Consider the following 12933-nt stretch of genomic DNA (forward strand, 5'->3'; position numbering starts at 1 on the left):
CCTGCGACCGGCCGAACACCGCGAGCGCGGGGCCAGCCCGTGCCGACACCCCACCCACCGAAGTCAGGTGCCCGGACCATGACCACCCGAGTCCTCCTCTGCGACGACCAAGAGCTGGTGCGCGTCGGCCTTCGCATGATCGTCGAAAGCCAAGACGACCTCGAAATCGCCGGCGAAGCCGCCAACGGTGACGAGGCCGTCGCCAAGGCGCGGGCGCTGCGGCCGGACCTCGTGCTGATGGACGTCCGGATGCCGGTGCTCGACGGGGTCGCCGCGACCGAACGGATCTGCCGCGAACTCCCCGACGTGCGCGTCCTGATCATCACCACCTTCGACCTCGACGAATACGCCTACGCCGCGCTGCGGGCCGGCGCCAGCGGGTTCCTGGTCAAGGACGCGCCGTCCGAGGAGATGCTCGTCGCCGTCCGGGGGGTGCTGCGTGGTGACTCCATGGTCTCGCCGTCGGTCACGCGGCGGCTGCTCGACCGCTACCTCGCCGACGAGCGCGACCCTGTCGACGTCGAGAAGCTCGGCGCCCTCACCGAACGCGAGAAGGACGTGCTTGCCCTCATCGCGCGCGGACTGTCGAACAGCGAGATCGCGGCGAAGCTCTACATCGGCGAGACGACCGTCAAGACGCACGTCGGCCGGATCCTCGGCAAGCTCCGGCTGCGTGACCGGGTGCACGCGGTGGTCTTCGCCTACGAGTCCGGGCTGGTCCGACCCGGATCATAAGTACCGCATTTATCCTCTTGATAGGGAAGTATAGAGTAGTATGCATGACGATATACAAGTCCGAGACCGGTGCCCGCCTTCTGCGTGAGCGCTACCTCGAAGCGTTGACGGCGTGGCCCGTGCCCCACGAGCAGGTGCGCGTGCCGACCCCCGAAGGCGAGACGTTCGTCGTGGTCTCCGGCCCCGAGAACGCGCCGCCGCTGGTGCTGCTGCACGGCTCCGGCAGCAACTCGGCGGAGTGGGCGCCCCGGATCCGGGAACTGGGACAGTTCCGGGTGTACGCCGTCGACATCATCGGCGAGCCCGGGCTGAGCGCCGAGGCGCGACCTCCGCTGGCCTCGGACCGGTACGCCGTCTGGCTGGACGCGGTGCTGGACCACTTCGCCCTGCCCAAGGCAGCCTTCCTGACGTCGTCGTTCGGCGGCTGGCTCGCGCTCGACCACGCGATCCGGCGGCCCGAACGCGTCGCCGCGCTGGCGCTGCGGTGCCCGATCGGCCTCGGCCCGATGAAGAAGGGGTTCGTCGTCAAGGCGGTGCTGCTCGCGCTGCTCGGCGAGCGCGGCCGGCGCCGGTCCGTGGCCTCCACGATCGGTGAGCCGGAGACGTCGCCGATCGTCGAACACCAGCTGCTCGTGTCGGCGAACTACCGCTACCGGACCGGGCCGTTCCCCGTCTTCGACGACGCCGCGCTGGCCGGGCTGACCATGCCGGTGTACGCCGTCGCCGGGGCCGAAGACGCCATGGTCGACTCCGCGACGACGAAACGGCGGCTGGAACGGGCCGGCGCCACGGTCGACCTCGTGCCCGGCACCGGCCACTACATCCCGGGCTCGGCCGACCTGGACTTCCTGACCCGCGCGGCGGCGAACGGCGATTTCACCGCTTGATGGCAGGATGAACGGTATGCGGTGTGCGCTGGGTCTCCTCGGAGTGGTGTCCCTGCTGGTCGCGGGCTGTTCGGGGGCGGCGAGCGCGCCGGTCCAGAGCGTCCCGCCCGCGACGACGTCGGCGGCGGCCACCACCGGGAAGTTCAAGGTCGAGACGGTGACCGCCGGCCTGGAGCACGGCTGGGACATCGGCTTCCTGCCCGACGGCGGCATGCTCGTGCCGCAGCGGCCCGGCAAGCTCGCGCTGGTCCGCGGCGGGCAGCGCACCGACGTCAAGGCCGACTTCTCCGACGTCCTCGTGCAGGGCGAAGGCGGCCTGCTCGGCCTGGTGATCAGCCCGGACTTCTCGACCAGCCGCGAGTTCATCACCTGCCAGGACCACCAGGAGGGCGGCAAGGCCGTCGACATCCGGCTGGTCACCTGGAAGCTGGCCGAGGACGGCGCGAGCGCCACCAAGGTCAAGAACCTGCTGACCGGCCTGCCGGTGAACCCGAGCGGCCGCCACTCCGGCTGCCGCCCGACGTTTGCGCCCGACGGCGCGCTGCTGGTCGGCACCGGCGACACCGCCCGCTCGACGATCGCGCAGGACCGCCACTCCCTCGGCGGCAAGGTGCTGCGGCTGGACGCGAAGACCGGGAACCCGTTGCCGGACAACCCGTTCATCTCCTCGGCGGACCCCAAGGAACGGCTGATCTACACCTACGGCCACCGCAACGTCCAGGGCGTGGCGATCCGGCCGGGCAGTGGCCAGGTGATCACGGCCGAGCACGGCCCGACCTTCGACGACGAGGTCAACCTGCTGCGGCCGGGCGCGAACTACGGCTGGGACCCGTCCAAGGGCGGCACGGACTCCAGCTACGACGAGAGCGTCCCGATGACGGACCTCAAGCGCTTCCCGGACGCGGTGAGTCCACTGTGGACGTCCGGCAAGATCACCGAGGCGATCAGCGGCGACGCGTTCCTGACCGGTTCGCAGTGGGGCAAGAACGACGGCGCGCTGGTCGTGGTGGCGCTGAAAGGCCAGAAGCTGCTGCTGTACCACTTGGACCCGGCGGGCAAGGTCCTCGACGTCACGCTCCCGCCGGAGTTCGACGACAAGTTCGGCCGCCTGCGCGCGGTGCGCTCCGGCCCGGACGGCGCGCTGTACGTGACGACGTCGGACGGGACGGACGACAAGCTCCTGCGAGTCACCCCGGCCTGACTTCATGAAGAACGCACGGCCACACGATGCCGTGGGCACTATCACCCGTCCAAGAGATCGCGGACCATGGTGGGCAGCAAGAGTTTTTCGCCCGCCGACGAGTGTTGGACGCGGTCCGAAGAGTGCGTTCCCGCGGCAGCACCGCGCCGGTCCCCGGGCGCCATCGCCGACCTGGCGCCCGGGGACCGGCCTCCAGCGCCCCTACTTGCCGGGGTGCGCCCCGCCGTTGACGTGCACCACCTGACCGGTGACGTGCCCGGCGGCGGGGCTCGTCAAGAACGTCACGACGGCAGCGACGTCCTCGACCGTGCCCGGCCGCTTGTTCATCGTGTTGCCGATCAGCCACTCGCGACGGCGGTCGCTGAGCTTGCCGTGGAAGAACTCCGTCTCGCCGATCAACCCGGGCGCGACGACGTTCGCCGTGATCCCGCGCGGGCCGAACTCCCGCGCCACGCTGACGTTCCACGCCTCGACCGCGGCCTTCGCGGCACCGTACGAACCGGCGCCGGTGTGCGCGGCGATCGAGCCGATCGTCACGATCCGCGCGTCTTCGGCGAGCCGGTCGCGCAGCGCGTGCGTCACCAGCGCCGCACTGACCACATTGGACTTCAGGTTCCGCTCGAACGCCGCCGCGAAGCCGGCGAGACCGTCTTCGTCACCGCCGTCGAGGAAGTCCGTGTTGCCGCCGGCGTTGTTGACGAGCACGTCGACGCGGTCCGGCAACTCCTCGAGTGCGGCTTCGACGGCCACGGGGTCGGCGGCGTCGAACACCACCGGCCGCGCGCCAAGGAGCGTCGCCGCTTCGGTGAGCACGGTCTCGCGGCGCCCGCTGATCGTGACGCGGTCACCGGCCTTCGCGAAGGCCGCCGCCACCGCGTACCCGATCCCGGTGCCGCCGCCGGTCACCACTACTTCCCTGCTGTTCCCCATGACCTCGACCCTAGTGCCTAGGATCGGGCCATGACCAAGATCGACCCGGCCACGTCCGCGCTCGTGCTCGTCGACCTGCAGGAGCGGATCGTGGCCCTGCCGACCACGCCGTACACCGGCGAAGCCGTCCTGGCCAACGCGCTGCGGCTGCGCGCGGCGTTCCGCGAGGCCGGCGCGCCCGTGGTGATCGTGCAGGTCTCGCGGCCGGACAACCCGCCGGGCAACGAGCTCTCCTTCGACGCCGAGGACGACAAGATCGTCACCAAGTACACGATCGGCGGCTTCGCGAACACGGACCTCGACGAGTACCTGCGCGGCAAGGGCGTGCGGACGGTCTACTTCGGCGGCATCGCGACGGAGTTCGGCGTCGAGTCGACGCTGCGCGCGGCGTCGGACCACGGCTACGACACGGTGGCGGTCTCGGACGCGATGACGGCGCTGGCCGACATCTCGCACGAGAACGCGATCACGAAGATCTTCCCGCGCCTCGGCACGGTCGTGACGACGGAGGAAGCACTGGACGGCTTCAAGTGATCGACAAGATCGCCTGGATCCACGTGGCCGACGGCCGAGTCCTGGTCGCTCGCTCGCGGGGCAAGGACAAGTTCTACCTGCCCGGCGGCAAGCGCGAGCCGGGCGAAGCGGACGTCGAGACGCTGGTGCGCGAGGTCCGCGAAGAGCTGGCCGTCGAGATCCTGCCGTCGACCGCGAAACCCGCGGGCACGTTCGAGGGCCAGGCCCACGGCCACGCGGAAGGCACCGTCGTCCGGACGACCGCGTACATGGCGGACTTCGCGGGGACCCCGAGCGCGAGCAGCGAGATCGAAGAGATCGCGTGGCTGACGTACGCCGACCGCCCGCGGGTTTCCTTGGTGGCGCAGCTGATCTTCGACCACCTGCACGCGGCCGGCCTGCTCAGTGACTGAGGAACTGGGCTAAGTCCGCGCTGAACCGGCGAAGGTCCTCGCCCGGAGTCAAGTGCGTCCGGACCGTGCAGGTCCAGAAGTCCACCGGTTCCCAGTCCGGCCCGGGGTACCGCAGCGTCCACTCGAGCCCGACCACGCGGCCGTCGTGGGTCGCGCGCAGTTCGAGCTCGCCGCGCGAAGACGTCCAGACCCGGACTCCTGGCCAGCCACGGAAGTCCTCGTCGAGACCGGCGGCGAACGCGGCGAGGCCGTCGCCGTGCAGGGTCTGGACGCTGACCGAGGCCGCCATGTCGGCACCTTCGGCCCGCGCCGTGAAGTACACCAGGTCGCCTTCGGAGGCGTCGAAGCCGGTGAGGGTGAGCGTGACGCCCTGGCCCGCGACGGAGAAGGTCATCCGAGCCGCAGCTTCGGCTTGTGCTCCAGGTGCGACAGCCCGTTCCAAGCCAGGTTCACCAGGTGCGCCGCGACCTCGTCCCGTTTCGGCTTGCGCGCGTCCAGCCACCACTGGCCGGTCAGCGCGACCATCCCCACCAACGCTTGCGCGTACAACGCCGCCAGCTTCTCGTCATACCCCCGCGCGGCGAACTGCTGCGCGAGAATGTGCTCGACCTGGCTCGCGATGTCGTTGAGCACCGTCGAAAACGTCCCGGTCGAACTGGCCACCGGCGAGTCGCGGACCAGGATGCGGAAGCCGTCGTGGGAATCCTCCACGTACGACAGCAACGCCGTCGCCGCCTGCTCCAGCATCACGCGGGGGTGACCGCCGTGCAGCGTCGACACCATGCGATCCAGCAGGAGCTGCGTTTCGCGGTCGACGACCACCGCGTAGATGCCTTCTTTGCCGCCGAAGTGCTCGTACACCACCGGCTTCGACACGTTGGCGCGGTGCGCGATCTCCTCGATCGACGTGCCGTCGAAGCCCTTCTCGGCGAACAGGGCGCGGGCCACGTTCAGCAGCTGGCGACGCCGCTCGCTGCCGGTCATCCGGACGCGCGTCACCGGGGCGGCCGGGCGCGCCCCGGTGACCTGCTGTTCTCGCTTGGAACGTCGTCTCCCCGCCACCGGGGCAGCCTAGTTGACTAGTGCTTCTCGGTGGCGATACGGGCCAGCCGCTGCGGCGTCGGCCAGCGCACGTCGTGCACCCAGCCGAACTTCTCGAACATCCAGATCAGCCGCGCGGAGATGTCGATCTGACCGCGCTTGACGCCGTGGCGCGCGGACGTCGGGTCGGCGTGGTGCAGGTTGTGCCAGGACTCGCCGAACGAGAAGATGGCCAGCGGCCAGAAGTTCGCCGACTTGTCGCGGGCGGCGAACGGGCGCTCGCCGATCATGTGGCAGATCGAGTTGACCGACCAGGTCACGTGGTGCAGCACGCAGATGCGCACCAGCCCGGCCCAGAAGAACGCCGTCACGGCGCCCCACAGCGACCACGAGATCAGGCCGCCCAGCAGCGCCGGCAGCAGCAGGCTGACCAGCGACCACAGCCAGAACAGGTCGTCGACCTTCTTGATGGCCGGGTCCTTGACGAGGTCCGGGGCGAAGCGCTCGGCGTTGGTCTGGTCGCGCTCGAACAGCCAGCCCATGTGCGCGTGCCAGAAGCCCTTGGCGATGGCCCACGGCGAAGTGCCGAACGCCCACGGCGAGTGCGGGTCGCCGTCGCGGTCGGAGAACGCGTGGTGGCGCCGGTGGTCGGCGACCCAGGTGATCACCGGGCCCTGCAGGGCGATGCTGCCCGCGATGGCCATGAGCACGCGCAGCCACTGCTTGGCCTTGAACGAGCCGTGCGTGAAGTAGCGGTGGTAGGACACCGTGATGCCGAGCCCGCTGATCGCGTAGAACACGACGAAGATGCCGACGTCGACCCAGCTCAGTCCCCAGCCCCAGGCGAACGGCACCGCGACCAGCAGGGCCACCAGCGGCGCGATCACGCCGAAGTAGACCGACAGCTGCACGCCGATGCCGCGCGTGCCTTCGGTGACGGGTTTCGGCCCCTTCGGAGCCGGCGGCTCCCCGGTGGGCTGCGAACGGTCGAGCGTGGCCGTCATACGCTTCACTTCTTCCTACGCGGGGCCCTTACGAAGGGTGACCTAACCTACGATGCCGTAAGTTACGGTACAGGAGGTTCGGTCGGCCCGGGAGTGCCTGAACGTCACACCGCTGTTCGGAACCGGGGTACCCGCCGGACGGGTCCACGACGCACCCGCGCGCGGACGACACCCGATCGTCGCTATCCTGACCAGGTTCGATCCGCCGTAGTGTAATCGGCAGCACTTCAGATTTTGGTTCTGACAGTTCAGGTTCGAATCCTGGCGGCGGAGCAACAGACGGACCCCTCACCCACGACACCGGGAGGTTGGCGCTGACCGAAGAGGCGACCGACCCGGCGGCGGCCAGGCGGCCCGCGCTGGTCGAGATGTCCGACGCCTGGCTCGTCGGGCGCGCGCGGGAGCTCACGGCCGCGATCCAGCGCTCCGAATACGCGCAGCAGCTCGAGATCGTCTCGCTGATGGACGAGCTGCTCGACGAAACCCAGCGGCGCGGCGAACCGCTGCTGGTCGCGCAGCTGCTGCGCGCGTCCGCGATCGCGCGGCTGATCACGATCGGCCTGGCCGCCGAAGCGGAGCCGCGGCTCGACGAGATGCTCGCGCACACCCGGCGCCACGGCCTGGCGCTGCTGCGCGCCGACGCGCACGCGTTGCGCGGGCGCCGGCTGGTGCTGGCCGCGCAGGAGGACGCCGCGCTCACCGAGATCGCCCGCGCGCTGGCCATCCTCGACGACTCCGCGACCCCGGACCGCCAGGTCGGCGTCCGCGCGTGGAACCGGATGCTGTGGTCGACGCTGAACGACTGCTGGATCGTGCTCAACCAGCTCGGCGTGTACGAAGCCGCCGAAGAGGTCAGCAGCCGCGCCGCCGCCGCGATCCGCGCGAGCGCGAGCCCGCACGAGATCACCCTGCAGCTGCTGAACCGGGTGAAGATGCTGCTCGGCTGGGGCCTGCGGCTGGAGCGGATCGAAGAGTACGACGAGAGCGTCGAGAAGTTCCGCACCGCCGCGTCGATGGCGATGGCCATCGAAGGGCCCTACAGCGAGTCGCTGTTCCCGCGCAAGGCCGGCGTCGAGGCCGTCGAGCAGGTCGGCGTCCTGGCCGCCGCGCTCGCCCTGCACCGGCCCAGCGAGGACCAGATCGAGCGGCTCCGGAACCTCCACGAGGGCGTCCGCTACCCGGGGGAACGCGAGATCGTCACGATCGCGCTCGCCCGGTGCTTCGACAAGGCCGGCCGGCGCGAAGACGCGCTGGAGGTGCTGCGCTCGGTCCGCGAGGACTTCCAGGACATGGAGCAGCCCTCGATGCGCCTGAACATCGTCCGCGAGCTGGCCCGGCTCGACACCAACCCCGACTACGCCTCCGGCGCCAGCCAGTCGCTGATCGACTACGCGACCCAGCTGGAGTCCGAGATGTGGGGCCTGCGCGAGTCGCAGATCGCCACGCTGAACGCCCGCCGCGAACACGAACGGCTTTCGGCCGAGCACGGCGCGATCACCCAGCAGGCGCTGCAGGACCCGCTCACCGGCCTGCCGAACCGGCGCGCGCTGGACGAGAAGCTGCGTCAGCTCGCTTCGTCGGCGGACGCGCAGCCGCTCGCGGTGGCGCTGGTCGACCTCGACGGCTTCAAGGGCGTCAACGACAAGCAGTCGCACGCCGAAGGCGACAACGTGTTGCGTGTTGTCGCGAGCACGCTTCGTGACGCGTTGCGCGGCGACGACCTGGTCGCGCGCTACGGCGGCGACGAGTTCATCGTGCTGCTCCCGGGCACGCCGGCGTCCGCGGCGAAGATGGCGCTCGGCCGCGCAGTGAAGTCCGTCGCAGGTCTGCCGCACCACCTCTCGCACGGCGTCACGCTGTCGATCGGGCTCGTGTCGCTGCGCCCGCAGGAGCGCGGCGAACAGGTCCTCGCACGCGCGGACGCGGCCATGTACCAGGCAAAACGCGGTGGCGGCAACCAGGTGGCGTCGGCCAACTCGATGGCCGCCGACCCGGCCGCGGCATGGGCCGGCGAGGCCCCTCCGACCGACCCCGCGTGGGACGCCGAAGACCACAGTTAGGATCTGAGCCCGACAGAAGCCACACGTTGGTAACCGTTGGGAGCGCCGTTGACCGGCCCGCTGAGCACGTTGATCCTCGCCGCGGGTGAGGGCACCCGCATGCGATCCGCGACCCCGAAGGTGTTGCACCCGATCGCCGGGCGCCCCCTCGTCGAGCACGCCGTCCGGGCCGCCGACGGCCTCGGCCCCGAGCACCTCGTCGTCGTGGTCGGCCACGGCCGTGAAGCGGTCGGCGAACGCCTCGCCCAGGTCGGCGAAGCCCTCGGCCGCACGGTCGGCACCGCGGTGCAGGACCAGCAGAAGGGCACCGGCCACGCCGTGTCCTGCGCGCTCGAGACGCTCCCGGCCGACCTCACCGGCACCGTGATCGTCAGCTACGGCGACGTCCCGCTGCTCGACACCGACACCCTGCGTGCCCTGCTCGAGGAGCACACCGAGGCGAAGAACGCGGTCACCGTGCTCACCGCGGTCGTCGCCGACCCGACCGGCTACGGCCGGATCACCCGCGACTCCGCGGGCAAGGTCACCGGGATCGTCGAGCACAAGGACGCCACCCCCGAGCAGGCCGAGATCACCGAGATCAACTCCGGCGTCTACGCCTTCGACGCCGCCGTGCTGCGTGACGGCCTCTCCCGGCTCTCGACCGACAACGCGCAGGGCGAGCTGTACCTCACCGACGTCCTGGGCATCGCGAACCACGACGGGCTGCACGTCGGCGCGCTGGTCGTCGACGACCCGTGGCTGACCGAGGGCGTCAACGACCGCGTCCAGCTCTCGGTGCTCGGCGCCGAGCTGAACCGCCGGATCGTGCAGCGCTGGCAGCGCGAGGGCGTCACCGTCGTCGACCCCGCGACGACCTGGATCGACGCCGGCGTGACGTTGTCGCGCGACGTCGTCATCGAGCCCGGCGTGCAGCTCAAGGGCAGCACGACGGTCGGCGAAGGCACGACGATCGGGCCGGACAGCACGCTGACGAACATGAAGATCGGCGCGGGCGCGTCCGTCGTGCGGGTGCACGGCTCCGATTCCGAGCTGGGCGACCGCGTCAACGTGGGCCCGTTCACCTACCTGCGGCCGGGCACCAAGCTCGGCGAGAAGGGCAAGCTCGGCGCGTTCGTCGAGACGAAGGCGGCCGACATCGGCGCCGGCACGAAGGTGCCGCACCTGACCTACGTCGGCGACGCCACGATCGGCGAGCACAGCAACATCGGCTGCTCGAGCGTGTTCGTCAACTACGACGGCGTCAACAAGCACCGGACCGTTATCGGGTCGTATGTCCGGTTGGGTGCGGACAACACGTTCGTCGCCCCGGTGCAGGTGGGCGACGGCGCTTACAGTGGAGCCGGCGCGGTGATCCGGGAGGACGTCCCGCCGGGCGCTCTCGCGGTGTCCGCGCCGCCGCAGCGCAACATCGAAGGCTGGGCGGGCCGGCGCAGGCCGGGCACGCCCGCGGCGGAGGCGGCCCAGGCCGCTCTCGACGCCGAGTCAGCAGCAGGAACCGACGGGGAGTCGCCAGCATGAGTCCGAAGTCCGGTACGCCGAAGAAGAACCTGATGCTCTTCTCCGGCCGCGCGCACCAGGAGCTCGCGGAAGAGGTCGCCAAGCACCTCAACGTGACGATCACCCCGCAGACGGCGCACACGTTCGCGAACGGCGAGCTGTTCGTCCGCTTCGAGGAGTCCGTCCGCGGCACCGACGCCTTCGTCATCCAGGCGCACACCATGCCCATCAACGAGTACGTGATGGAGCAGCTGATCATGGTGGACGCGCTCAAGCGGGCGAGCGCGAAGCGGATCACCGTGGTGATGCCGTTCTACCCGTACGCGCGCCAGGACAAGAAGCACAAGGGCCGCGAGCCGATCTCCGCGCGCCTGATCGCGGACCTGTTCAAGACCGCGGGCGCCGACCGGATCATGACGGTCGACCTGCACACCGCGCAGATCCAGGGCTTCTTCGACGGCCCGGTCGACCACCTGATGGCGCAGAGCGTGCTGGCCGACCACATCAAGAAGACCTACGGCAACGCCGACATCACGGTCGTCTCGCCGGACTCGGGCCGCGTGCGGCTGGCCGAGAAGTGGGCGCAGCAGCTGGGTGACCGGCCGATCGCGTTCATCCACAAGACGCGTGACCCGGACAAGCCGAACCAGGCCGTGGCCAACCGCGTGGTCGGCAAGGTCGAGGGCAAGCTCTGCGTGCTGATCGACGACATGATCGACACCGGCGGCACGATCGTGAAGGCCACCGAGGCCCTGATCGACGAGGGCGCGGCGGACGTCGTCATCGCGACGACCCACGGCATCCTGTCCGACCCGGCCACCGAGCGGCTTTCGCAGTGCAAGGCGCGCGAAGTGATCGTGACGAACTCGCTGCCGATCCCCGAGGAGAAGCGCTTCGAGGGCCTCACGGTCCTGTCGATCGCCCCGATGCTGGCGGAAGCCATCCAGCAGGTCTTCGAAGACGGCTCGGTGACGTCCCTCTTCGACGGCAACGCCTGAACCCGTCCGCCGGGCGCGAACTCCGCGCCCGGCGGGGGTTTCCGGCGCTAACGTCGCCGGCATGGGGAACTTCACCTTCGGCGTCAGCCTCCGCGAGATCGGCAGCCGCGACGCCTGGATCACCAAGTGCCGCCGCGTCGAAGAGCTCGGCTACGACGCCATCACCGTGCCCGACCACCTCGGCACCGGCCGGTTCGCGCCGTTCCCGGTGCTCGCCATGGCGGCCGCGGTCACCGAACGCGTGCGGCTCGGGACCCTCGTGTCCAATGTGCCCTTCTACAACCTCGCGCTCTTCGCGCGCGAAGCCTCTTCGACGGCCGCGTTGCTCGACGGCCGCCTCGATCTGGGCCTCGGCGCCGGGCACATGAAGGCCGAGTTCGACAACGCCGGCCTCCCCTGGCAGAACGCCTCAGCCAGGATCGGCTACCTCGAAGAAAGCCTCGGCTACCTGCGCAAGCACTTCGAGGACGAGGGCATCGAGCATCCTCGGCTGCTCATCGCGGGCAACAGCGACGGCGTCCTGGACCTGGCCGCCGAGCACGCCGACATCGTCGGCTTCGCGGGCCTGAAGCAGCAGCCCGGCAAGCCGCCGGGCACCTTCAAGCTCGATGCGTCCATGGACGAACGCGTCGCGTACTTCCGGTCGAAGACGACCCGCGAGATCGAGTTCAACATGCTCGTCCAGCACGTCGAGATCACCGAAGACCGGCTTGCAGCCGCCGAAGCGTGGCACGAGAAGACCGAGCGAAGCGCCGTCGAAACCGCCGAAGACCTCCTCGACGCGCCTCAGCTGTTGCTGGGCACCGTCGAGGAGATCGCCGGACAGCTCGAGAGCCGGCGTGAGCGGTACGGCTTCTCGTACATCACCGTGTTCGAGCCGTACCTCGAGACCTTCGCGCCGGTGATCCGAGAACTTCAGTAAGCGACGGTGAACCGCGCGCGGTGGTGCTTCGGCTGCTCGATCTCGTCGACGTAGGCGATCGCGAAGTCGTCGCCGCCGATGTGGGACTTGCCGTTCTCGTCGGTCACCAGGACGTCGCCGCCGAGCCGGAACTCGCCCCTGCGCTCGCCGGCGGTCCAGGCGCCGAACTCGGCGGCGGGGCTGACGTAGAACCAGTCGAGGCCCTCGGGCTGCTCGCGCAGCAGGCCGAGCACCTCGGCGTGGCTGCCGGCCTCCTCCTTGTACTCGGCCGGGAACTCCGGGGTGTCGAACAGCCGCGGGCCGCCCTCGGCGACCAGCAGGCTCGCCGCGCCGCCGACGAACGACAGCCGGACGTCGTTCTCCCGCGCGATCTTCGCCAGCGACGGCACCGCCTCGATGAGCTTCTTGCCGTCGAGCGCGCGGGCCGGGGTGGCGACCACGAACACGTCGGCGTCCTTCGCCAGGCCGGCGACGAACTCCTCGTCGTGCAGCGAGCCCTGCCGCTCGTCGACGCCCTCCGGCGCGGAGCCGGGGTTCCGCGCGACGCCGACCACCTCGTGCCCGCGCCGCAGCGCCTCGGCGCCGATCCTGCCCCCGGCGTACCCGGTCCCCCCGAAAACCACCAGCTTGGCCATGTCTCTTCTCCGTTCGTCTCGGCTGTCTACAGCCGATGCTAAGAACGGAAGATCACCTACTTCAACGGAAGCAACGCACCCCCGGGTAGGTGTC

14 protein-coding genes and 1 tRNA gene are annotated in these 12933 nt (G+C 70.1%); 10 read left to right on the forward strand and 5 right to left on the reverse strand.

Going from position 1 to position 12933, the window contains the following annotated elements:
* Positions 1-78 precede the first annotated feature (78 nt).
* The 3 genes from M8542_RS30990 to M8542_RS31000 are packed head-to-tail and all read left to right on the forward strand — an operon-like array spanning position 79 to position 2823.
* Positions 79-735 (forward strand): response regulator, encoded by a 657-nt coding sequence (locus tag M8542_RS30990; RefSeq protein WP_257923818.1) that lies wholly within the window; start codon positions 79-81, stop codon positions 733-735.
* A gap of 44 nt (positions 736-779) precedes the next feature.
* Positions 780-1622 (forward strand): alpha/beta fold hydrolase, encoded by an 843-nt coding sequence (locus tag M8542_RS30995; protein WP_257923819.1) that lies wholly within the window; start codon positions 780-782, stop codon positions 1620-1622.
* A 16-nt stretch (positions 1623-1638) separates the two neighbouring features.
* Complete coding sequence (locus M8542_RS31000; protein WP_257923820.1) at positions 1639-2823, forward strand: PQQ-dependent sugar dehydrogenase; 1185 nt, start codon at positions 1639-1641, stop codon at positions 2821-2823.
* A 201-nt stretch (positions 2824-3024) separates the two neighbouring features.
* Here M8542_RS31000 and M8542_RS31005 read toward each other — a convergent pair whose 3' ends face one another.
* Complete coding sequence (locus M8542_RS31005; protein ID WP_257923821.1) at positions 3025-3753, reverse strand: SDR family NAD(P)-dependent oxidoreductase; 729 nt, start codon at positions 3751-3753, stop codon at positions 3025-3027.
* Positions 3754-3783: 30 nt separating this feature from the next.
* Between M8542_RS31005 and M8542_RS31010 the strand changes: the two genes are divergently transcribed.
* Together M8542_RS31010 and M8542_RS31015 are read left to right on the forward strand one after the other, a co-directional pair.
* A complete protein-coding gene (locus tag M8542_RS31010; RefSeq protein WP_257923822.1) occupies positions 3784-4287 on the forward strand; it encodes an isochorismatase family protein in 504 nt (167 codons plus the stop codon).
* On the forward strand, positions 4284-4679 hold the full coding sequence (locus M8542_RS31015; protein WP_257923823.1) for an NUDIX hydrolase: 396 nt from the start codon (positions 4284-4286) through the stop codon (positions 4677-4679). Before M8542_RS31010 ends, M8542_RS31015 begins: the two co-directional genes overlap by 4 nt.
* Here the strand turns inward: M8542_RS31015 and M8542_RS31020 are convergent.
* From M8542_RS31020 to M8542_RS31030, 3 genes are all read right to left on the reverse strand, one after another.
* Positions 4669-5073, reverse strand: a complete 405-nt coding sequence (locus tag M8542_RS31020) for a DUF6228 family protein (RefSeq protein ID WP_257923824.1) — start codon at positions 5071-5073, stop codon at positions 4669-4671. The two genes, M8542_RS31015 and M8542_RS31020, sit on opposite strands and share 11 nt — an antisense overlap.
* Positions 5070-5663 carry a TetR/AcrR family transcriptional regulator gene (locus tag M8542_RS31025; RefSeq protein WP_125312529.1) on the reverse strand — a complete coding sequence of 198 codons (594 nt, stop codon included), beginning with the start codon at positions 5661-5663 and terminating at the stop codon, positions 5070-5072. The genes M8542_RS31020 and M8542_RS31025 overlap by 4 nt, the downstream gene beginning before the upstream one ends.
* 95 nt (positions 5664-5758) lie before the next feature.
* A complete protein-coding gene (locus tag M8542_RS31030; protein ID WP_257923825.1) occupies positions 5759-6724 on the reverse strand; it encodes an acyl-CoA desaturase in 966 nt (321 codons plus the stop codon).
* 201 nt (positions 6725-6925) lie between these two features.
* Between M8542_RS31030 and M8542_RS31035 the strand changes: the two genes are divergently transcribed.
* The 5 genes from M8542_RS31035 (at position 6926) to M8542_RS31055 (ending at position 12204) form a co-directional block, all read left to right on the forward strand.
* Positions 6926-6997: transfer RNA gene (locus tag M8542_RS31035), tRNA-Gln, on the forward strand.
* A gap of 35 nt (positions 6998-7032) precedes the next feature.
* The gene (locus M8542_RS31040) at positions 7033-8784 is read left to right on the forward strand and encodes a GGDEF domain-containing protein (RefSeq protein ID WP_257923826.1); all 1752 of its coding nucleotides are present in this window, start codon (positions 7033-7035) and stop codon (positions 8782-8784) included.
* A gap of 48 nt (positions 8785-8832) precedes the next feature.
* Positions 8833-10305 carry a bifunctional UDP-N-acetylglucosamine diphosphorylase/glucosamine-1-phosphate N-acetyltransferase GlmU gene (gene glmU, locus M8542_RS31045; RefSeq protein ID WP_257923827.1) on the forward strand — a complete coding sequence of 491 codons (1473 nt, stop codon included), beginning with the start codon at positions 8833-8835 and terminating at the stop codon, positions 10303-10305.
* Positions 10302-11282, forward strand: coding sequence for a ribose-phosphate diphosphokinase (locus M8542_RS31050; protein WP_257923828.1), 981 nt, complete (start codon positions 10302-10304; stop codon positions 11280-11282). Before glmU ends, M8542_RS31050 begins: the two co-directional genes overlap by 4 nt.
* A gap of 61 nt (positions 11283-11343) precedes the next feature.
* Entirely contained in the window at positions 11344-12204 is an 861-nt protein-coding gene (locus tag M8542_RS31055; RefSeq protein WP_257923829.1) for a TIGR03621 family F420-dependent LLM class oxidoreductase, read from the forward strand.
* On the opposite strand, the gene M8542_RS31060 is transcribed toward M8542_RS31055, so the two are convergent.
* Positions 12198-12839 (reverse strand): NAD(P)-dependent oxidoreductase, encoded by a 642-nt coding sequence (locus tag M8542_RS31060; protein WP_257923830.1) that lies wholly within the window; start codon positions 12837-12839, stop codon positions 12198-12200. The two genes, M8542_RS31055 and M8542_RS31060, sit on opposite strands and share 7 nt — an antisense overlap.
* Between the last annotated feature and the right edge of the window lie 94 nt (positions 12840-12933).

This window comes from Amycolatopsis iheyensis (genome assembly GCF_024703995.1).
Classification (GTDB): Bacteria; Actinomycetota; Actinomycetes; order Mycobacteriales; family Pseudonocardiaceae; genus Amycolatopsis; species Amycolatopsis iheyensis.